Below are 21,459 nucleotides of genomic sequence, written 5' to 3' on the forward strand. Positions count from 1 at the left end.
TAAGACTCCGAGAGTCCTTACCCGCTCGTTAAGCGCTCGCGCAGCGATCGGGGCCGAATGTCAGGCCAGTTGTGTTCGATGTAGTCCAGGCACTCGGCGCGATCCGCCTCGCCGTGTGCCACCGTCCAGCCGGCCGGTACATTGGCGAACGACGGCCACAAGCTGTGCTGCTCCTCATCGTTGACCAAGACGACGAACCTGCCATTATCGTCATCGAACGGGTTCAGACTCACGATCCAATCCTCCTCAATCTTGGACCACCTGAGCCCCCCGTTAGCCCTTGGATCTCCGAAGCTACTCAGGGCCGAAACCGGTGTCCACAAAGATTGGAACGATGGAGTAATGGCGGCAAAAGAATAGAGTAGTGATCCCCGGAAAATAGGGTAACGACGAAACTCTGGGGACGAGCCGCAGCCCCCGGTGCCGTAGTGAAACGCGCACCTTCCCGAGGAAGTGGTCCTGATCGAGAACCTTACCGCGCCGCGCGCAGGGCGCGGCCTTGCTCGACCGGTTCTCGTCGAAGCGCCCGCGACGCCGCCCGGAAGGGTTGGTGTCCGAAGCGATTTCCGCTCTCGAAGGCGCGAGGTCTGGCGTCAGCCGGTCCCGGCGCCGGCGGTCGGGACGACGGTGCCGGCCGGCCAGACAGAAAAGGTCCCCCACCTCCGCGGTGGGGGACCTTTTCGTTCAGTGCGTCAGATCACTTGATGATCTTGGTGACCCGGCCGGCGCCGACGGTGCGGCCACCCTCACGGATGGCGAACCGCAGACCCTCGTCCATCGCGACGGGCTGGATCAGCTTCACGCTCATCTCGGTGTTGTCACCGGGCATCACCATCTCGGTGCCCTCCGGCAGGCTCACCACACCGGTCACGTCGGTGGTGCGGAAGTAGAACTGCGGACGGTAGTTGGTGAAGAACGGCGTGTGCCGACCGCCCTCGTCCTTGGACAGGATGTAGGCCTGGCCCTCGAACTCGGTGTGCGGGGTGGTGGTGCCGGGCTTGACCACAACCTGGCCACGCTCGACGTCCTCACGCTTGATACCCCGGATCAGCAGACCGACGTTGTCGCCGGCCTGACCCTGGTCCAGCAGCTTGCGGAACATCTCCACACCGGTGACGGTGGTCTTGGTGGTGTCCGGACGGATACCGACGATCTCGACTTCCTCGTTGACGTTGATCACGCCGCGCTCGACACGACCGGTGACCACCGTGCCACGACCGGTGATGGTGAAGACGTCCTCAACGGGCATCAGGAACGGCTTGTCGGTGTCGCGGACCGGGTCCGGGATGGACTCGTCGACGGCCTCCATCAGGTCCTGGACGGACTTGACCCACTTCTCGTCGCCCTCGAGCGCCTTGAGCGCCGAGACGCGGACCACCGGGGCCTCCTCGTCGAACTCCTGGGCGGCCAGCAGTTCGCGGACCTCCATCTCGACGAGCTCGAGCAGCTCCTCGTCGTCGACCATGTCGGACTTGTTCAGCGCCACCAGGATGTAGGGCACACCGACCTGACGGGCCAGCAGCACGTGCTCGCGGGTCTGCGGCATCGGGCCGTCGGTGGCCGCGACCACCAGGATCGCGCCGTCCATCTGGGCGGCACCGGTGATCATGTTCTTGATGTAGTCGGCGTGGCCCGGGGCGTCGACGTGGGCGTAGTGCCGCTTCTCGGTCTGGTACTCCACGTGGGAGATGTTGATCGTGATGCCGCGCTGCCGCTCCTCGGGAGCGTTGTCGATCTGGTCGAACGCACGCGACTCGTTCAGTTCCGGGTACTTGTCGTGCAGAACCTTGGTGATAGCCGCGGTCAGCGTGGTCTTGCCGTGGTCAACGTGACCGATGGTCCCGATGTTGACGTGCGGCTTCGTCCGCTCGAACTTCGCCTTCGCCACTTCATGTCCTCCTGGACTTGTTGGTGCTGGGTTACAGCAGGTTTGATCTTTTCTAGTTTGTGCCACCGTAGCGGCACGGGCGGATGGTGTTTATTCGCCCGTCGCCTTGGCGATAATCTCCTTCGCCACCTGCGCCGGCACTTCGGCGTAGGAGTCGAACACCATGGAGTAGTTCGCCCGGCCCTGGGTCTTCGACCGGAGGTCTCCGACGTAGCCGAACATCTCCGACAACGGCACCTGCGCCTTGACGACACGCGCACCGCTGCGCTCCTCCATGGCCTGGATCTGACCACGGCGGGAGTTCAGGTCGCCGATCACATCGCCCATGTAGTCCTCGGGCGTGGTGACCTCGACGGCCATGATCGGTTCCAGGATCACCGGCTGCGCCGCTGCGGCAGCCTTTTTCAGCGCCTGCGAGCCGGCCACCTTGAAGGCCATCTCGGATGAGTCGACGTCGTGGTACTGACCGTCGAGCAGCGTGACCTTCAGGTTGACCAGCGGGTAGCCGGCCAGCACGCCGTACTGCATGGCGTCCTGGGCGCCGGCGTCGACCGCGGGGATGTACTCGCGCGGGACGCGGCCACCGGTGACCTTGTTCTCGAACTCGTAGGTCGCACCGTCTTCGCCGGTGAACGGCTCGAGGTCGATGATGACCTTCGCGAACTGGCCCGACCCACCCGTCTGCTTCTTGTGGGTGTACTCGACCTTCTCCACCTTGCGGCGGATGGTCTCCTTGTAGGCCACCTGCGGCTTGCCGACGTTGGCCTCGACCTTGAACTCGCGGCGCATCCGGTCCACCAGGATGTCCAGGTGCAGCTCGCCCATGCCGCCGATCACGGTCTGACCGGTCTCCTGGTCGAGGTGCACCTTGAAGGTCGGGTCCTCTTCGGCCAGCTTCTGGATCGCCAGGCCCAACTTCTCCTGGTCGCTCTTGGTCTTGGGCTCGATGGCGACCTCGATGACCGGGGCCGGGAACGTCATCGACTCCAGCACGATCTGGTTGTTCGAGTCGCACAGCGTGTCGCCGGTGGTGGTGTCCTTCAGCCCGATCACCGCGTAGATGTGGCCGGCCGAAACCGAGTCGACCGGGTTCTCCTTGTTGGAGTGCATCTGGAACAGCTTGCCCAGCCGCTCCTTCTTGCCCTTGGTCGAGTTGATCACCTGGGCGCCGGACTCCACCTTGCCGGAGTACACCCGCACGTAGGTCAGCTTGCCGAAGAACGGGTGCACCGCGATCTTGAACGCCAGCGCCGAGAACGGCTCGTCGATGCTGGGCTTGCGGCTGATGACCTCGTCTTCCTTGCCGGGCACGTGACCCTGCACCGACTCGACGTCCAGCGGCGACGGCAGGTAGTCGATCACCGCGTCCAGCATCGGCTGGACGCCCTTGTTCTTGAACGCGCTGCCGCACAGCACCGGGTAGAGCTCCGAGGAAACCGTCAGCTTGCGGATGCCGCCCTTGATCTCCTCGACCGAGAGCTCCTCACCGCCGAGGTACTTCTCCAGCAGCGCCTCGTCGGTCTCGGCGACGGCCTCCAGCAGCGCGGTCCGGTACTCGTCGGCCTTGTCGGCCAGGTCGGCCGGGATCTCGACGGTCTCGTAAGTCTCGCCGAGCTTCGTCTCACCGCGCCACACCTTGGCGTTCATCTCGACCAGGTCGACGATGCCCTCGAAGTCGTTCTCCGCGCCGATCGGCAGCTGGATCACCAAGGGCGTCGCGCCGAGGCGCTCCTTGATGGTGCGCACGGTGAAGTAGAAGTCCGCGCCCAGCTTGTCCATCTTGTTGACGAAGCAGATCCGCGGCACGTCGTACTTGTCGGCCTGCCGCCACACCTGCTCGGACTGCGGCTCCACACCTTCCTTGCCGTCGAAGACGGCAACGGCGCCGTCAAGGACGCGCAGCGACCGCTCCACCTCGACGGTGAAGTCGACGTGGCCCGGGGTGTCGATGATGTTGATCTGGTTCTGGTTCCAGAAGCAGGTCACCGCGGCCGAGGTGATGGTGATGCCGCGCTCCTGCTCCTGCTCCATCCAGTCGGTGGTGGAGGCGCCGTCGTGCGTCTCACCGATCTTGTAGTTGACACCGGTGTAGTACAGGATCCGCTCGGTCGTCGTCGTCTTGCCGGCATCGATGTGCGCCATGATGCCGATGTTGCGGACCTTGTTCAGGTCGGTGAGCACGTCCTGTGCCACAGCAGTCTTCCCACTCTTTCGATAACTTCTATTGCTTGTTGTCGCCGGGCCTGCCCCGTCAATCGGGGTGCCGGCCGCCGTCTACCAGCGGTAGTGCGCGAAGGCCCGGTTTGCCTCGGCCATCTTGTGGGTGTCCTCCCGGCGCTTGACCGAAGCGCCGAGCCCGTTGCTGGCGTCGAGGATCTCGTTGGCCAGCCGCTCGACCATCGTCTTCTCCCGGCGCTGCCGCGAGAAACTCACCAGCCAGCGCAGCGCCAGCGTGGTGGAGCGCTCGGCCCGGACCTCGACCGGCACCTGGTAGGTGGCGCCACCGACGCGGCGGCTGCGCACCTCGAGGGCCGGCTTGACGTTGTCCAGTGCGCGCTTGAGCGTGACCACCGGGTCGGTGCCGGTCTTGTCACGCGCCTGCTCCAGCGCGCCGTAGACGATGCGCTCGGCCAGTGACTTCTTGCCGGCCATCAGCACCTTGTTGACCAACTGGGTGACCAGCTGGGACCCGTAGACCGGGTCGGAAACCAGCGGACGCTTGGGAGCGGGACCCTTGCGCGGCATCAGCTCTTCTCCTTCTTGGCGCCGTAGCGGCTGCGGGCCTGCTTGCGGTTCTTGACCCCCTGGGTGTCCAACGAGCCGCGGATGATCTTGTAACGCACACCCGGCAGGTCCTTCACCCGGCCACCACGCACCAGCACCATCGAGTGCTCTTGCAGGTTGTGACCCTCGCCCGGGATGTAGGCGGTCACCTCGACCTGGCTGGTCAGCCTGACGCGGGCCACCTTGCGAAGCGCCGAGTTCGGCTTCTTCGGGGTGGTGGTGTACACGCGAGTGCACACGCCACGCCGCTGCGGGCTGCCCTTGAGGGCCGCGGTCTTGACCTTGCCGATCTTGTCACGGCGGCCTTTGCGGACCAGCTGCTGAATGGTTGGCATCTACCGGCTTCCTGTATCGCTGTTCAAAACTCTGTAAATCCTGCTGTCCTGCGCCCCACCGCTACCCCGCGGTCGGGCGTGTCGCATGGGCCGGCCTCGGATTTCTCCGATGCATAATGGACATGCGAATTGGGCCAGGCGCGCGCGTTATGTCACCAAACGCGCCTCGGTGGCCAGGCACGAGCTACCACAATACCCGCCAGCACTCCGGCAGGTCAAAGCGCGTCCCCAGCATTCCCTGCAGCCCCCCAGCCCCCGCCGCGGCTACCCGGTGCGGCTGTCCATCCCCGCGGCCAACCGGCGCACCATGTCGGCGAAGACCGCGTCGGTGTCGACATTGTCCATCACCCCGGTCATCTCCAGCAGCACGAAACCGTGCATGGCCGCCCAGAACTCCAGGGCGGCGTGAAACGCCCGGTCGCCGTCGAGCCCGTAGGACGCCAACACCTCGATCACCGGGGCCGCGGCGCGGGTGGCCGCCGCGGTGTACTCCGGGTCATCACCGCCCAGCGGCATCCGGGTGAAAGCCGAGTAGCGGCCCGGGTGGTGGTGGGCGTAGCTGCGGTAGGCGCCGGCCATCACCAGCACCGCGTCGTCACGGGCGCGGCCCTGACCGACCTGGGTCAGCATCTCGAGGATGTCGTCGATGACACGCATCCGCATCGCGCGGCGCAGGTCACCCAGGCTGTGTACGTGGTTGTACAGCGACGGGCCCTTGGTGCCCAGCTGGGTGGCCAGCGCGTTGATGGTCAGGGCGTCCCAGCCCTCGCGGTCCAGGAAGTTCAATGCGGCGTTGACGATCACATCCCGGCTCAGCTTGACCGGGCGCGCCCCCGATCTGCCGTTGCCGCGCGAGCGACCACCCGCCGACGGCGGGTCTGGCCGAGCTGACATGGTGTTCGCCCTTCGTAGCGCGGGTGCCGGACGGGAGACGGCCGCGAGAACAGCACAAAACTCTAATCGACGGCTAGTTGGGGGAACTCGCCTACGGCCGAGCCGGCGCGACGTAAGCTTTGCCGGGATCGCGTCCGTCGAGAGGGGCACGCAGATGAAATGGACCACGCTGGGTGCTGCGCTGCTGTGCGTCGCGGGCGGCTTGGCGGGCGGCTTGGCGGGCGGCACCCCTAGCGCGCACGCCGTGCCCGGCGACATCCACGTCTACGGGGTGCACGAGACGCGCACGCTGGACTGCAACGGCGGCACGCTGTTCATCAACGGGGTCAACAACACCGTCCACGCGATGGGCAACTGCTGGGCGGTGACCTTGCAGGGCTCGCAGAACACCGTCATCGCAGAGACCATCATCAACGACGTCACCGTTTACGGCTACGACCAGACCGTGTACTACCACAACGGCGACCCGCTGCTGTTCGACCGCGGACGTGAGCTGGGAATGACCAACCGGCTCCAACGCGTAGCGGCGTGACCCGCGGGTCGCCGCCGCTTCGCTGCGCCGCGATCACCACATTGATGCTCGGTCTGGTTCTCGGTCTGGCCGGCTGCGACGATGCCACCGATGCGGCCCCGGCCAAGCGGCTGTCGATGAGCTCGAGTATCGACACCATCGATTACGGCTCGTTCGGGACCACCTCGGCGGTGGACTGTGCCGACGGCAAGTCGCTCAATGTGGCCGGGTCCAACAACCGGTTGACGGTCCGGGGCCGCTGCGAGGCGGTGAACGTCGCAGGGGCGGACAACCGGATCACCGTCGAGCGGGTCGACAAGTCACTGACGATCACCGGGCTCAACAACTCGGTCACCTACCGCGCCGGCGAGCCGAGCGTGGACGACCGCGGATCGGGCAACACCATCGCCGGCAGCCGCTGACCGCACCCGGTCCGGGGTTGCGGCGCTCAGGCCTTGGCGCCGTGCCGGCCGGCGCCACCGGCGAACCGGCCCGCCCCCCGCCGCGCCTCGTCGGCCACCCGCGCAAGGCTGCCGAACTCCACATCCATCGCATGCGGTTCGGTCATGCCCCACTGGTGCAGGACCGACAGCCGATCCGAGCGCAGGCAGCGCTGCGGCAACTCGGCCAGTTCGCCGGCCAATTGCTCGGCGGCGGCGCGGGCCTGCCCGGTGGGCACCACCCGGTTGGCCAGCCCGATCGCGTGCGCCTCGGCGGCGTCCACGGCCCGCCCGGTGAGGATCATGTCCATGGCCCGGCTGTGGCCGATCAGCCGGGGCAACCGAACGGTGCCACCGTCGATGAGCGGTACCCCCCAACGCCGGCAGAACACTCCGAACACCGCGTCGGCCTCGGCGACCCGCAGGTCGCACCAGAGTGCCAGTTCCAGGCCACCGGCCACGGCGTAGCCGCTCACCGCGGCGATCACCGGCTTGGTCAGCGTCATCCGGGTCGGCCCCATCGGCCCCGGCCCGCTGCGGTGGGTCTGATTGGTCTTCTCGGTGCCGAACGCCTTGAGATCGGCTCCGGCGCAGAAGGTTCCGTGGTCGCCCCACAGCACCGCCACGGCTGCCGAGTCGTCGCGGTCGAATTCGGCGAAGGCCTGATACAACGCGGCGGCGGTCGGTCCGTCGACGGCGTTGCGCGCCTCCGGCCGGTCCAGGATCACTGTGGTCACCGCGCCGCTGCGCTCCACTCGCACGTTCATGGCACCTCCACTGTTCGGCCGGCGTCGCGCTGCGCGGCCACCTCGTCGACGAACTCCGCGTAACGGCTGCGGATCCGGTCCCCCGGCCAGTCCGGCGGGAGCAGTTCGGTGGGCAGTACCGGATCGCGGCGCAGATGGCGGACCATGGCAGCGGCGACGATGAAGCGGCCGGGCACGTCGGGGGCAGCCGCAATCCCGGCGAGCAGTTCGTTGCCGGTTGCCGCCCAGCCGGTCAGATCCCACAGCCTGCCGGCGAGTTCGGCCGGTTGATCATCACGCGCGATGAGCAGTCGGGTGTGCGGGGTCAGCTCAGCGCCCAGGTCGACGGCGATATTGTCGGGGCGCATCCAAATCCCTTCGCGCAGTTCGGCGAATCGCCGCTCGGTCAGACGGGACCGCAAGGCGGCCCGGGTTCGGGCGTCGCAGCCGATGCTGGTGATCACCACGGCGAGCCAGTCGCCGCCCCAGCGCCGGGTCTGCGGATTCAGCGCCTCGTCCTGCCGGCGCTGGCGCTCGAGCAGGCGTTCGGAAAGCCCATAGCCCCCGGCGGAGCGGACCAGGTCCCCGGCGGCGACCAACCGGGTGAGCGCCACCCGCATGGCGGTCTCTTTGATGCCGAAACCCGCTGTGAGATTGAGCAGTTCGGCAGATGTGGCCGAGGCGGGGTGCGCCCCCAGCAGCACCGACAGCACCACCGAGCGGGCCGTCATGCGGACGGGTGCGTCAGCCATGGCCGCTACACACCCGAGGCTCGCCGGCCGTGATCGCCGAACGGCTCGTCGCGGTGACGCACCGCCTCGCGAAACCCGTGTGCCACCGCGTCGGCGACAAACGCGTGCCCCTCGGGAGTGTGCCGCGCCACCCCGTCGAAGACGGTGCTGACCATCCGGCTGGTCGCCACGCCTTGTTGCTGCAGCGCGGTGTTGAGCGCGAGCTTGGCCATGATCAGCTGATTGACCGGCATCGCGGCGATACGCGCGACCAGGCGTTCGGTGCGCTCGTCGAGATCCGCCGGATCCGGGGCCTCGATGGCCAGGCCCCATTCGGCGGCTTGGGCGCCGGTGATGCAATCCCCGGTCAGCAGTAGGCGTTTGGCACGCTGGTCGCCGAGCCGGTGTGCCCACAGCCCGGCCGCCGGCACCCCCCACACCCGGGTCGGCGGGTAGCCGATCTTGGCGTCGGACGCCGCGATCACCTGGTCGGCGTGCAGGGCGATATCGGTGCCGCCGGCCACGCAGTAGCCGTGGATCTTGACCACGGTCGGTTTGTCGGCGTACATCAGCGAGGCGAAGCCGCGAACGAACCGGCTCATCATCTGGTAGTCGACCATCGGATCCCACGGCTGATCGGCACGGTGGTTGGTCGCCTGCACCTTGCCGTCGAGCACGCTGCCCCGGTAGCCCTCGCCGCCCGCCGACGACGACCCTTCGGCGTAGGCACTCAGGTCGAAACCGGCGCAGAAGCCCTCGCCGCGACCGGACACCAGGATCACGTGCACGTTCGGATCCAGGTCGGCCCGCTCCACCAGGGCCGACAGTTCCAGCGGGGTGTCGGCGGTGATCGCGTTGCCCTTCTCCGGGCGGTCGAAGGTGATCCGGGCGACGCGGTCGGTGACCTCGTAGGTCATCGTCCGCAGGTTGTCGTACTCCACTGGGGCGATGTGATGCCGCATGAATTCGCCTGACCCTCAGTCTTTCACCAAGGACCGCTCGAGGATCGGCCCCAGCTCCAGGCCGGCCGGCAGAGTGCCGAACGCCCCGCCCCACTGCCCGTCGAGACGGGTCGTCAGGAACGCCTCGGCGACGGCCGGGTGACCGTGACGCACCAGCAGCGCACCCTGCAACGCCAGGCAGATGTCCTCGGCGATCTTGCGGGCCCGATACTGGGCGGCCTGAAGATCACCGCCCAGGTCGCCCAGTTGAGTCTTGAGGGCATCGATGTGCGCATCGACCCGGCGGTCCTGACCGGCCGAGGCGGCCAACTCGTCGAAGAGCACGGCCACCGAGTCGGGCTGAGTGGCCAACGCGCGCAGCGTGTCCAGCGCGCTGACGTTGCCCGACCCCTCCCAGATGCCCATCAGCGGCGCCTCCCGGTACAGCCGCGGCATCAGCGAGTCCTCGATGTAGCCGTTGCCACCCAGGCACTCCATCGCCTCGGCGGCGTGGCCGGTGGCGCGCTTGCACACCCAGTACTTGGTGGCCGCCAGGCCGATCCTGCGGAGCAGCGCCTCACGGTCGTCGCCCTGGATCGCCTTGTCGGTGGCGCCGGCCATCCGCATGGTTACCATGGTGGCCGCCTCGGCCTCCACCGCCAGGTCGGCCAGCACGTTGCGCATCAGCGGCTGGTCGATCAGGTAGTCGCCGAACGCCTTTCGGTGCTGCGCGTGATAGATGGCGCGAGCCAGCCCCATCCGCATGCTGGTGGCGCTGCCCAGCGCGCAGTCCAGCCGGGTCAGGTTGACCATCTCGATGATGACCGAGACGCCGCGCCCCTCCTCACCGACCAGCCACGCGGTCGCGCCGTCGTACTCGATCTCGCTGGAGGCGTTGGCGTGATTTCCGAGCTTGTCCTTGAGCCGTTGCAGCCGCATCCGGTTGCGCGTTGCGTCGGGCAGTACCCGCGGCAGGAAAAAGCAACTCAGGCCGCCGGGCGCCTGGGCGAGCACCAGGAACACATCGCACATCGGCGCGGAGGTGAACCACTTGTGGCCGGTCAGGGTGTAGCTGCCATCCGCGTTCGGCGCCGCCTGGGTGGTGCCGGCGCGCACATCGGAGCCGCCCTGTTTCTCGGTCATCGACATTCCCGCGGTGATGCCGGCCTTGGTCGCGGGCACCTCGAGCACCGGGTCATAGACCCGACTGGTCAACAGCGGCTCGTAGGTCTTCGACAGTTCCTGGTTGTAGCGCAGCGCCGGGATGATCGCGTAGGTCATCGAGATGGGACAGAGGTGGCCGGGCTCGGCGGTCCATACCCCGGTCTGGGCCGCGCGCACCACGTGGGCGCCCGGCCGCGGGTCGGCCCACGGGGCGGCGTGCAGGCCGTGGGCGATCGCGGTGCGCATCAACTCGTGGTAGGCGGGGTCGTATTCGACTTCGTCGATGCGGTTGCCGACCACGTCGTGGGTATGCAGAACCGGGCGGTTGCGATCGGCGAGCTCACCCCAGCGCTGCACTTGCCGGGAGCCGGAGAGGGCACCGAGGTCGGTGACTTCGTCGACGCCCCACTGGCCGCCCTCACGGATCAGCGCCTCGATGAGGACCGGTGAGGAGGCCGGATTGTAGCCCTGTAAGGGTGGAACCTGGTTGGTTACTATGTGCGTATCGGCCATGACCGAGTATTACAGTTTTTCGACGTTTGCACAACGGATGTAATCCGACTTATGGCCCGCAAACAAACGGCGATCACGGCCCGAGGTCGGGAGGTTCCGGGCCGTGATCGCCGCGTCTATGGGGCGCCGCGCTAAGTGCTGCTCATCCCTGCCGCACCGCAGCCGCGCCGCCCAGCCATGGGGATCCTTCCAGCGAGAGAGACCGTGTAGGCCACCCTTACTGACGGGGCCTAGCAAATTAATAGCACATTGCCAACCGCTTGTCATAGTCCTTTAGGGAAATCAGTCAATACGGATGTATTTTCGCCTGGGATAGGGCGTGAGGTATTCCCGCCGCCGCGGTCAGCCGAGGCGTTCCCGCAGGAAGGCGATGTCGGCCTTGCGGCCCTCTTCGGCGGTCTCGCAGATGACCGGGGCGCCGGCGGCCTGGACGACGGCGACCAACAGGTCCGGATCGATCTGTCCGGTGCCGAAGTTGGCATGGCGGTCCCGGCCGGAGCCGGCGGCATCCTTGGAGTCGTTGCAATGCACCAGGTCGATGCGCCCGGTGATGGCCTTGATCCGCTCCACCGCGTCGGGCAGGGACTCCCCGGCCGCCCAGGTGTGGCAGGTGTCCAGGCAGAACCCGACCCCGGTGTCGCCGATGTGATCCCACAGCGTGGCGATGGTGTCGAAGCGGCGGGCCATCGCGTGGTCCCCGCCGGCGGTGTTCTCCAGGTAGACCGGGACGGTCGTCTCGAGCTGGTCGAGCGCCTTGCGCCAGCGGACGAACCCGGCCAGTGGATCCTCGTCGTCGGCGGTGACGTGCCCGCCGTGGACGATCACCGCGACCGCGCCGATGTCGGCGGCGGCGTCGCAGGTCTGCTGCAAGACCTTGCGCGAGGGCATGCGCACCCGGTTGTTCGGGGAGGCGACGTTGATCAGATACGGCGCGTGCACGTAGATCGGCAACGCGGCCTCCCGCAGCTGTGCTGCGTCCTCGCGCGGTTTGGGGGGCTTCCAGCTCTGCGGGTTGCCGAGGAAGATCTGCACCGCATCTGCGCCCTCGGCTTCGGCAGCCGCCAACGGATTCTGCGGGCGCACATGGGATCCGATCAACACGGTGGTCAGCTTAGTTCGGTGACGATGCGGGCGAGGGACGAGCCGGCTGAGAAGCCGGACAGTCGGGTCAGTTCGGCGACGATGCGGGCGAGGGACGAGCCGGACACCTAGTGCCAGGTGTGCACCGGCTGGTTGGTGTGCATCTGCGCGCAGTAACGCCGCAGCATCTCGGTGAGCGCGTCGGGCCGGCTCATCCCCTGTGCCTGCAGCGCCCGGACCGTCGATACCTGCCAGGTGGCGCCGTTGCGCCCGGCGGCGACCCGGCCCTCGATGATGCCGAGGAAGCGGTCGGACACTTCGGCGGCCACCCCCCATTCGTCGAGGCCCCGACGGGCCATCGGCAGCAGTTCGCGCCGGGTCAGCTCCGCCACGCTCACCTCCCCCAGCTCGGGCCAGTACAGCCGGGCGTCGATGCCGTGGCGGGCGGCCGCCCGGAAGTTGGCGTGGGCGGCGGCGAAGCTCATCTGGGACCACAGCGGTCGCCGCTGGTGCGCCAGGCTGCGCAGCAGACCGTAGTAGAAGACCGCGTTGGCCAGCATGTCGGCGACCGTCGGACCGGACGGCAACACCCGGTTCTCCACGCGCAGGTGTGGCCGTCCGTCGACGACGTCGTAGACCGGCCGATTCCACCGGTAGACCGTCCCGTTGTGCAGGCGCAGCTCGGCGAGCTGTGGGGTGCGGCCCTGCGCCAGCTCGGCGGCCGGATCCTCGTCGGACACCTCCGGCAGCAGCGATGGGAAGTAGCGCACGTTCTCCTCGAACAGGTCGAAGATCGAGGTGATCCACCGCTCGCCGAACCATACTCGCGGCCGTACGCCCTGGTTCTTCAGTTCGTCGGGGCGGGTGTCGGTGGATTGGGCGAACAACTCGACCCGGGTCTCCGACCACAGCCGGTGGCCGAAGACGTACGGGGAGTTGGCGCCCAACGCCAATTGCGGACCGGCCAGCACCTGCGCGGCGTTCCAGTGGTCGGCGAACTGCGCCGGCGACACCTGCAGGTGCAACTGCATGCTGGTGCACGCCGACTCCGGCGCGATCGTCGCCGCGTAGAGGCTCAGCGGTTCCGGCCCGTCGATCTCGATCGCGAGCTCCTCACCGCGTGCGGCGAAGATCGAGTCGTTGAGCGCCGCATACCTGGCCGAGTCGCTCATCCAGTCCTTGGCCAGGTGCTCGGGCATCAGCGTGGGCAAGATGCCGATCATCACGATGCGTGCACCGTCGGCGCGGGCCTTGGCCTCGGCGGCGTTGAGGCTCGAGCGCACCTCGGCTTCCCACTCCAGCCCCGACCGTCCGCAGAGCGGCCGCGGCGGGACGTTGAATTCGATGTTGTAGGCGCCCAGTTCGCGTTGATATGCCGGATCGTCGATGGTGGCGAGCACATCGGAGTTCGACATCGCCGGCCGGTAGTCACCGTCGATCAGGTTCCCCTCGATCTCCATGCCGGTCAGCGGCTGCGCGCAGTCGAAGTCGGACTGCGCCAGCATCGCCTCGAAGACGTCGAGGCACTGCTGGATCTTGCGCCGGTAGAGCTGACGTTGGGTGCGACCGTAGGGGATGTGGTTCACCTGCTCACCCATACCCACCATGGCGGCTGCGCACGCTTGTGCACGCTGCCGAGTGGGAATCTGGCGACGCGACGCGCCACGAAGCTGTCGCTAGATTCCCACTCGGCAGCAGGAACGAGAAAAGCCCCGGGCGCACCCGGGGCTCTCCTCGTCGTAGACCTACCGGTAGTCGCTGTACCCGTAGTCGTCCAGCGGAACCGCGGCACCGGTGGCGGCGCCGAAGTCCGGGCTGTAGTACTGATCCTCGTAGGACGGGATCGTGTACGCGGCGGCCCGGGCCTCCTCGGTCGGCTGCACCGCGATGTTGCGGTAGCGGTTGATCCCGGTGCCGGCCGGGATCAGCTTGCCGATGATCACGTTCTCCTTCAGACCCTGCAGCTTGTCGCTGCGGCAGTTGATCGCCGCATCGGTCAGCACGCGGGTGGTCTCCTGGAACGACGCCGCCGAGAGCCACGAATCGGTGGCCAGCGACGCCTTGGTGATCCCCATCAGCACCGGACGCCCGGCCGCGGGCTCGCCGCCCTCGGCCACCACCCGGCGGTTCTCGGTCTCGAACTCGGCGCGCTCGGTCAGCGAACCGGGCAGGAACTCCGTGGCGCCCGAGTCGATGATGGTCACCCGGCGCAGCATCTGCCGGACGATCACCTCGATGTGCTTGTCGTGGATCGACACGCCCTGGGCCCGGTAGACCTGCTGGACCTCCTTGACGAGGTGGATCTGCACCTCGCGCGGGCCCTGCACGCGCAGCACCTCGTGCGGGTCGGCCGAGCCCTCCATGAGCTGCTGTCCGACCTCGACGTGGTCACCGTCGGCCAGCAACCGCTCGGAACCGTCTTCGTGCTTGAACACCCGCAGCCGCTGGCGCTTGGGCAACTTGTCGTAGACCACTTCCTCGCCACCGTCGTCCGGCACGATCGTGATCTTGTAGAACTTGTCGCCCTCCTCGAGTTGCACCCGTCCGGCGACGTCGGCGATCGGCGCCTTGCCGCGCGGGATCCGCGCCTCGAACAGCTCCTGCACCCGGGGCAGACCACCGGTGATGTCCTCACCGACGCCACCCTGGTGGAAGGTGCGCATGGTCAGCTGGGTACCGGGCTCACCGATGGACTGGGCGGCGACGATGCCGACGGCCTCGCCGATGTCGACCAGCTTGCCGGTCGCCATCGACCGGCCGTAGCAGGTCGCGCAGACACCGGTTCCGGTGGCACAGGTCAGCACCGAACGCACCTTCACCTGCGAGATACCCGCACCCAGCAGTGCCTCGATCGACGGGTCGCCGAGGTCGTGGCCGCGCTCGATGACAACGTTGCCCTTCTCGTCGACGGCGTCGACCGCCAACGTGCGGGCGTACGCCGAGGTCTCGATGAACGGGTCGCGGATCAGTGAACCGTCGGCAGCCACCTCGGCCAGTTCCACCAGGATGCCGCGCTCGGTGCCGCAGTCGTGCTCGCGCACGATCACGTCCTGCGAGACGTCCACCAGACGACGCGTCAGGTAGCCCGAGTCGGCGGTACGCAACGCGGTGTCCGCCAAACCCTTTCGGGCGCCGTGGGTGTTGATGAAGTACTCCAGCACCGTCAGGCCCTCGCGGAAGCTGGACTTGATCGGCCGCGGGATGAACTCACCCTTGGGGTTGGTCACCAGACCCTTCATGCCGGCCAGCGTCCGGGTCTGGGTGAAGTTACCCGTCGCACCGGAGTCGACGATGGTGATGATCGGGTTGTCGGCCGGGTAGTGGTCACGCAGCGCCTGACCCACCTCCTCGGTGGCTTCCTTCCAGATCTCCACCAGCGCCTCGTTGCGCTCGTCGTGGTTGAGAGCGCCACGCTGGAACTGCTTTTCGACCTTGTCGGCGCGCTCCTCGTAGGAGTCCAGGATCTCCTTCTTGCGCGGCGGCACCAGCACGTCGGCCATGGAGACCGTGACCCCCGAACGGGTGGCCCAGTAGAAGCCGGCGTCCTTGAGCTTGTCCACAGTCTGGGCGACCACGATCATCGGGTAGCGCTCGGCCAGGTCGTTGATGATGACGGCCTGAACCTTCTTGTGCATCTGCTTGTTCACGAACGGGTAGCCCACGGGCAGCAGCTCGTTGAACATCACCCGGCCCAGCGTGGTCTCGGTCATCCAGGCGTCACCGGGACGCCAGCCGTTCTCGCCGAACAGCTCGGTCTCCACCTCGGCCGGCGGCCGCAGCTGGTCCAGGCGCACCTTGATCTTGGCGCGCACCGAGAGTGCACCGCGGTCGACGGCCATGATCGCCTCGGCGGGCGAGGAGTAGACGCCGCTCTCCGGACGGTCCTTGGCTGCCGGGGTGTATTCGCCTGTGTCACCTTCGATCTCGGTGGTCAGGAAGTACAGTCCGGTCACCATGTCCAGTCGCGGCATGGCCAGCGGACGACCCGAAGCCGGCGACAGGATGTTGTTGGACGACAGCATCAGGATGCGGGCTTCGGCCTGCGCCTCGGCGCTCAACGGCAGGTGCACCGCCATCTGGTCACCGTCGAAGTCGGCGTTGAAGGCCTCACACACCAGCGGGTGCAGCTGAATGGCCTTGCCCTCCACCAGCTGCGGCTCGAAGGCCTGGATACCCAGGCGGTGCAGCGTGGGGGCACGGTTGAGCAGCACCGGGTGCTCGGCGATGACCTCTTCGAGGACGTCCCACACCTGGGGGCGCTGCCGCTCCACCATCCGCTTGGCGCTCTTGATGTTCTGCGCGTGGTTGAGGTCGACCAGCCGCTTCATCACGAACGGCTTGAACAGCTCGAGGGCCATAAGCTTGGGCAGACCGCACTGGTGCAGCTTGAGCTGCGGGCCGACCACGATGACCGAACGGCCCGAGTAGTCGACACGCTTGCCGAGCAGGTTCTGCCGGAACCGGCCCTGCTTGCCCTTGAGCAGATCCGACAGCGACTTCAGCGGTCGGTTGCCCGGCCCGGTGACGGGCCGGCCACGACGGCCGTTGTCGAACAGCGCGTCGACGGACTCCTGCAGCATCCGCTTCTCGTTGTTGACGATGATCTCGGGAGCGCCGAGGTCGATCAGCCGCTTCAACCGGTTGTTGCGGTTGATGACCCGGCGGTACAGGTCGTTGAGGTCGGACGTGGCGAACCGGCCACCGTCGAGCTGCACCATCGGGCGCAGCTCCGGCGGGATCACCGGCACCGCGTCGAGCACCATGCCCATCGGGGAGTTGCCCGACTGCTGGAACGCCGCGACCACCTTGAGCCGCTTGAGGGCGCGAAGCTTCTTCTGCCCCTTGCCGTTCTTGATGGTGTCGCGCAGCGACTCGGCCTCGGCGTCGATGTCGAAGGTCTCGATCAGCTTCTGGATCGACTCGGCACCCATCGCACCGGTGAAGTACTCGCCGTAGCGGTCGACCAGCTCACGGTAGACGGTCTCATCGACGATCAGCTGCTTGGGGGCCAGCTTGACGAAGGTGTCCCAGATGTTGTCGAGCCGGTCCAGCTCACGCTGGGCGCGGTCGCGCAGCTGACGCATCTCGCGCTCGCCGCCGTCGCGAACCTTGCGCCGCACATCGGCTTTCGCACCCTCGGCCTCCAGCTCGGCCAGGTCGGCCTCCAGCTTCTGGGCACGGGCCTCCAGGTCCGCGTCGCGCTGATCCTCGACGGCCTTCTTCTCGACGACCATCTCGGCTTCCAGCGTGGACAGCTCGTTGTGACGCATCTCGGTGTCGACGCTGGTGATGACGTAGGCGGCGAAGTAGATGATCTTCTCGAGGTCCTTGGGCGCCAGGTCGAGCAGGTAGCCCAACCGGGATGGCACGCCCTTGAAGTACCAGATGTGGGTGACCGGCGCGGCCAGTTCGATGTGGCCCATCCGCTCACGGCGCACCTTGGCACGGGTCACCTCGACGCCACAGCGCTCACAGATGATGCCCTTGAAGCGCACGCGCTTGTATTTGCCGCAGTAGCACTCCCAGTCGCGAGTCGGTCCGAAGATCTTCTCGCAGAACAGGCCGTCCTTCTCGGGCTTGAGCGTGCGGTAGTTGATGGTTTCCGGCTTCTTGACCTCGCCGTAGGACCATTGCCGGATGTCCTCCGCGGTCGCCAAGCCGATGCGGAGCTCATCGAAGAAGTTGACGTCGAGCACGTAACTCCCTTTCCCCTTGCGGGTTTAGTAGAAATCGAAAGATCACGCCAAGTCTTCAACGGAGGCGGATTCGTTGCGGGACAGGTTGATTCCCAGGTTGGCGGCTGCCCGCTCCAGGTCCTCGTCCTCGCCTTCGCGCAGCTCGATCGCCGCGCCGTCCTTCGCCAGCACCTCGACGTTGAGGCACAGTGACTGCAGCTCTTTGAGCAGCACCTTGAAGGACTCCGGAATACCGGGTTCGGGGATGTTCTCGCCCTTGACGATCGCCTCGTAGACCTTGACGCGACCGACGGTGTCGTCGGACTTGATCGTCAACAGTTCCTGCAGCGTGTACGCCGCGCCGTAGGCCTGCATGGCCCAGCACTCCATCTCACCGAAGCGCTGACCACCGAACTGCGCCTTACCTCCCAGCGGCTGCTGGGTGATCATCGAGTACGGACCGGTGGAGCGGGCGTGGATCTTGTCATCCACCAGGTGGTGCAGCTTCATGATGTACATGTAGCCGACGGTCACCGGGTACGGGAACGGCTCACCGGAGCGGCCGTCGAACAGCTTCGCCTTGCCGTCGCCGTTGACCATGATCTCGCCGTCGCGGTTGGCCAGCGTCGAGGAGAGCAGGCCCTGCAGCTCGTTCTCCTGGGCGCCGTCGAACACCGGGGTCGCGGTGCGGGTGTCCGGGTCGGCGGAGTACAGCTCCTCGGGGAGCTTCTCCGCCCAGTCGGGCACGCCGGCAGCAACATCGATGTTCCAGCCGGTCTTGGCGATCCAGCCCAGGTGGGTTTCCAGGATCTGACCGATGTTCATACGACGGGGCACACCGTGGGTGTTCAAGATGATGTCGACCGGGGTGCCGTCCGGCAGGAACGGCATGTCCTCAGCCGGCAGGATCTTGCCGATGACGCCCTTGTTGCCGTGGCGTCCGGCCAGCTTGTCACCGTCGGAGATCTTGCGCTTCTGCGCGACGTAGACGCGCACCAGCTCGTTGACCCCGGCGGGCAGCTCGTCGTCGTCCTCGCGGGAGAACACCCGGATGCCGATGACCTTGCCGGACTCGCCGTGCGGCACCTTCAGCGAGGTGTCGCGGACTTCGCGGGCCTTCTCACCGAAGATGGCACGCAGCAGCCGCTCCTCGGGGGTCAGCTCGGTCTCGCCCTTGGGAGTGACCTTGCCGACCAGGATGTCGCCGTCGCGGACCTCGGCGCCGATGCGGACGATGCCGCGCTCGTCGAGGTCTGCCAGCACCTCATCGGAGACGTTCGGGATGTCCCGGGTGATCTCCTCGGCGCCCAGCTTGGTGTCGCGGGCGTCGATCTCGTGCTCCTCGATGTGGATCGAGGTCAGCGTGTCCTCCTCGACCAGCCTGTTGGACAGGATGATCGCGTCCTCGTAGTTGTGGCCCTCCCACGGCATGATCGCCACGAGCAGGTTCTTGCCCAGGGCCATCTCGCCGTTGTCGGTGCAGGGGCCGTCCGCGACCACCTGGCCGGCCTCGACACGCTGACCGGCGTCGACGATCGGCCGCTGGTTGGCGCAGGTGCCGTGGTTGGACCGGTTGAACTTGCGCATCCGGTAGGTCGCCCGGGTGCCGTCGTCGGCCATCACCGTGATGTAGTCGGCGGAGACCTCCTCGATGACACCGGCCTTGTCGGCGACGATCACGTCACCGGCGTCGATCGCGGCCCGCAACTCCATGCCGGTGCCCACCAGCGGCGCCTCGCTGCGCACCAACGGCACCGCCTGGCGCTGCATGTTGGCACCCATCAGGGCACGGTTGGCGTCGTCGTGCTCGAGGAACGGGATCATGGCGGTGGCCACCGACACCATCTGGCGCGGCGAGACGTCCATGTAGTCGACCTCGGCCGACGACACGTACTCGACCTCGCCGCCCTTACGGCGGACCAGCACGCGCTCCTCGGTGAAGCGACCGTCGTCCTCCAGCGGCGAGTTGGCCTGCGCCACGACGTGGCGGTCCTCCTCGTCGGCGGTCAGGTATTCGATGTCGTCGCTGACCACACCGTCGTTGACCTTGCGGTACGGCGTCTCGATGAAGCCGAACGGGTTGACCCGCGCGTACACCGACAGCGAACCGATCAGACCGATGTTGGGACCTTCCGGGGTCTCGATCGGACACATCCGGCCGTAGTGGGACGGGTGCACGTCACGAACTTCCAGACCGGCCCGCTCACGCGACAGACCGCCCGGCCCCAGCGCCGACAGCCGGCGCTTGTGGGTCAGCCCCGACAGCGGGTTGTTCTGGTCCATGAACTGCGAGAGCTGGCTGGTGCCGAAGAACTCCTTGATCGCGGCGACCACCGGGCGGATGTTGATCAGCGTCTGCGGCGTGATGGCCTCGACGTCCTGGGTGGTCATCCGCTCGCGGACCACGCGCTCCATGCGCGAGAGCCCGACCCGGATCTGGTTCTGGATCAGCTCGCCGACGGTGCGCAGCCGCCGGTTGCCGAAGTGGTCGATGTCGTCGACCTCGACGGGCACCTCGACGCCGCCGGGCACCGTCATGGTGCCGGACACCCCGTCCTGAGCGGCCTGGTGCAGCCGCACCAGGTACTCGATGGTGGCCACGATGTCCTCTTCGGTCAGCGTGGTCGGCGCCGCTCCGACGGCCGCCGGCGCGGCCGGCAGGCCCAGCTTCTTGTTGATCTTGTAGCGGCCCACCCGGGCCAGGTCGTAGCGCTTCTCCTTGAAGAACAGGTTCTCCAGCAGGGTCTGCGCGGACTCCTTGGTGGGGGGTTCGCCCGGACGCAGCTTGCGGTAGATGTCCAGCAGCGCCTCGTCGGTGTTGGCGGCGTTGTCCTTCTCCAGCGTCGACATCATGATCTCGGAGAAGCCGAACCGCTCCCGGATCGCCTCGCTGGTCCAGCCCAGCGCCTTGAGCAGCACGGTGACCGGCTGGCGGCGCTTGCGGTCGATCCGGACGCCGACCAGATCGCGCTTGTCGACGTCGAACTCCAGCCAGGCGCCGCGGCCCGGGATCACCTTGACCGAGTGCAGCGTCTTCTCGGTGGACTTGTCGATGTTGGCGTCGAAGTACACGCCCGGGGAGCGCACCAGCTGGGAGACGACGACACGCTCGGTGCCGTTGATGATGAACGTGCCCTTCTCGGTCATCATCGGGAAGTCGCCCATGAACACCGTCTGGCTCTTGATCTCACCGGTGTTGTTGTTGATGAACTCCGCGGTGACGAACAGCGGCGCCGCGTACGTCATGTCCTTGTCGCGGCACTCCTCGACCGGGGCCTTGACGTCGTCGAACCGCGGGTCGGAGAACGACAGCGACATCGAGCCCGAAAAGTCCTCGATCGGGGAGAGCTCCTCGAGCACTTCCTCGAGGCCGCCCCTGGGCGCGGTGCCGGTCAGGTTCTCCATCTTCTCGCGCCACTCCGGCGCCCCGATCAGCCACTGGAACGAGTCGGTCTGCACGTCGAGCAGACCCGGAACCTCGAGCGGTTCGCGCAGCTTGGCGAAGGAGATCCGGTTGGGAGCTCCGGGCACGGAACTATTCGGAGAATTTTGGGTGGTAGTACCTGAGGCGTTCTTCTTGCTCTGGCGGGAGACTGCCAAGATGCATCCTTCCAGCACCTAATGCGGCCAGCGGGTCCCGGCTCTCACCAGACCCCGTTCGCTGCGAATATCAACCGTTGGTTCGGCTGGCGGACGCTCTGTCCGGTCTCACGCACAGCCAAACCATGAGGTCACAAGCCTTAAACGAGCCGACCGA

16 protein-coding genes are annotated in these 21,459 nt (G+C 67.0%); 2 read left to right on the forward strand and 14 right to left on the reverse strand.

Going from position 1 to position 21,459, the window contains the following annotated elements:
• Positions 1 to 17: 17 nt before the first annotated feature.
• The 6 genes from G6N19_RS05655 to G6N19_RS05680 form a co-directional block, all read right to left on the reverse strand.
• Positions 18 to 233 (reverse strand): MbtH family protein, encoded by a 216-nt coding sequence (locus tag G6N19_RS05655; protein WP_193465938.1) that lies wholly within the window; start codon positions 231 to 233, stop codon positions 18 to 20.
• A 464-nt stretch (positions 234 to 697) separates the two neighbouring features.
• Entirely contained in the window at positions 698 to 1,888 is a 1,191-nt protein-coding gene (tuf, locus tag G6N19_RS05660; protein ID WP_013827639.1) for an elongation factor Tu, read from the reverse strand.
• Between the two features lie 90 nt (positions 1,889 to 1,978).
• Entirely contained in the window at positions 1,979 to 4,030 is a 2,052-nt protein-coding gene (gene fusA, locus G6N19_RS05665; RefSeq protein ID WP_232062662.1) for an elongation factor G, read from the reverse strand.
• 132 nt (positions 4,031 to 4,162) lie between these two features.
• The gene (rpsG, locus tag G6N19_RS05670; protein ID WP_013827637.1) at positions 4,163 to 4,633 is read right to left on the reverse strand and encodes a 30S ribosomal protein S7; all 471 of its coding nucleotides are present in this window, start codon (positions 4,631 to 4,633) and stop codon (positions 4,163 to 4,165) included.
• A complete protein-coding gene (gene rpsL, locus G6N19_RS05675; RefSeq protein WP_013827636.1) occupies positions 4,633 to 5,007 on the reverse strand; it encodes a 30S ribosomal protein S12 in 375 nt (124 codons plus the stop codon). Before rpsL ends, rpsG begins: the two co-directional genes overlap by 1 nt.
• A gap of 264 nt (positions 5,008 to 5,271) precedes the next feature.
• Positions 5,272 to 5,901, reverse strand: a complete 630-nt coding sequence (locus tag G6N19_RS05680) for a TetR/AcrR family transcriptional regulator (protein WP_041317059.1) — start codon at positions 5,899 to 5,901, stop codon at positions 5,272 to 5,274.
• A 154-nt stretch (positions 5,902 to 6,055) separates the two neighbouring features.
• On the opposite strand from G6N19_RS05680, the gene G6N19_RS05685 reads away from it, so the two are divergent.
• A complete protein-coding gene (locus G6N19_RS05685; RefSeq protein ID WP_083037210.1) occupies positions 6,056 to 6,433 on the forward strand; it encodes a DUF3060 domain-containing protein in 378 nt (125 codons plus the stop codon).
• Positions 6,430 to 6,834 (forward strand): DUF3060 domain-containing protein, encoded by a 405-nt coding sequence (locus tag G6N19_RS05690; protein ID WP_083037209.1) that lies wholly within the window; start codon positions 6,430 to 6,432, stop codon positions 6,832 to 6,834. The genes G6N19_RS05685 and G6N19_RS05690 overlap by 4 nt, the downstream gene beginning before the upstream one ends.
• 26 nt (positions 6,835 to 6,860) lie before the next feature.
• Here G6N19_RS05690 and G6N19_RS05695 read toward each other — a convergent pair whose 3' ends face one another.
• The 8 genes from G6N19_RS05695 to rpoB form a co-directional block, all read right to left on the reverse strand.
• Entirely contained in the window at positions 6,861 to 7,619 is a 759-nt protein-coding gene (locus G6N19_RS05695) for a crotonase/enoyl-CoA hydratase family protein (RefSeq protein ID WP_083037208.1), read from the reverse strand.
• On the reverse strand, positions 7,616 to 8,350 hold the full coding sequence (locus G6N19_RS05700; protein ID WP_083037207.1) for a PaaX family transcriptional regulator C-terminal domain-containing protein: 735 nt from the start codon (positions 8,348 to 8,350) through the stop codon (positions 7,616 to 7,618). Before G6N19_RS05700 ends, G6N19_RS05695 begins: the two co-directional genes overlap by 4 nt.
• Before the next feature lie 5 nt (positions 8,351 to 8,355).
• Entirely contained in the window at positions 8,356 to 9,291 is a 936-nt protein-coding gene (locus tag G6N19_RS05705; protein ID WP_013827630.1) for a crotonase/enoyl-CoA hydratase family protein, read from the reverse strand.
• Positions 9,292 to 9,306: 15 nt separating this feature from the next.
• Entirely contained in the window at positions 9,307 to 10,947 is a 1,641-nt protein-coding gene (locus tag G6N19_RS05710; RefSeq protein ID WP_193465939.1) for an acyl-CoA dehydrogenase family protein, read from the reverse strand.
• A 342-nt stretch (positions 10,948 to 11,289) separates the two neighbouring features.
• Positions 11,290 to 12,048, reverse strand: a complete 759-nt coding sequence (locus G6N19_RS05715; protein WP_193465940.1) for a deoxyribonuclease IV — start codon at positions 12,046 to 12,048, stop codon at positions 11,290 to 11,292.
• A gap of 107 nt (positions 12,049 to 12,155) precedes the next feature.
• Positions 12,156 to 13,625 (reverse strand): glutamate--cysteine ligase, encoded by a 1,470-nt coding sequence (locus tag G6N19_RS05720; protein WP_193465941.1) that lies wholly within the window; start codon positions 13,623 to 13,625, stop codon positions 12,156 to 12,158.
• A 147-nt stretch (positions 13,626 to 13,772) separates the two neighbouring features.
• Positions 13,773 to 17,723, reverse strand: a complete 3,951-nt coding sequence (locus tag G6N19_RS05725) for a DNA-directed RNA polymerase subunit beta' (protein WP_013827625.1) — start codon at positions 17,721 to 17,723, stop codon at positions 13,773 to 13,775.
• Between the two features lie 42 nt (positions 17,724 to 17,765).
• On the reverse strand, positions 17,766 to 21,302 hold the full coding sequence (gene rpoB, locus G6N19_RS05730; RefSeq protein WP_193465942.1) for a DNA-directed RNA polymerase subunit beta: 3,537 nt from the start codon (positions 21,300 to 21,302) through the stop codon (positions 17,766 to 17,768).
• Between the last annotated feature and the right edge of the window lie 157 nt (positions 21,303 to 21,459).

Origin of the sequence: Mycobacterium novum (assembly GCF_010726505.1) — a bacterium.
Classification (GTDB): domain Bacteria; phylum Actinomycetota; class Actinomycetes; order Mycobacteriales; family Mycobacteriaceae; genus Mycobacterium; species Mycobacterium algericum.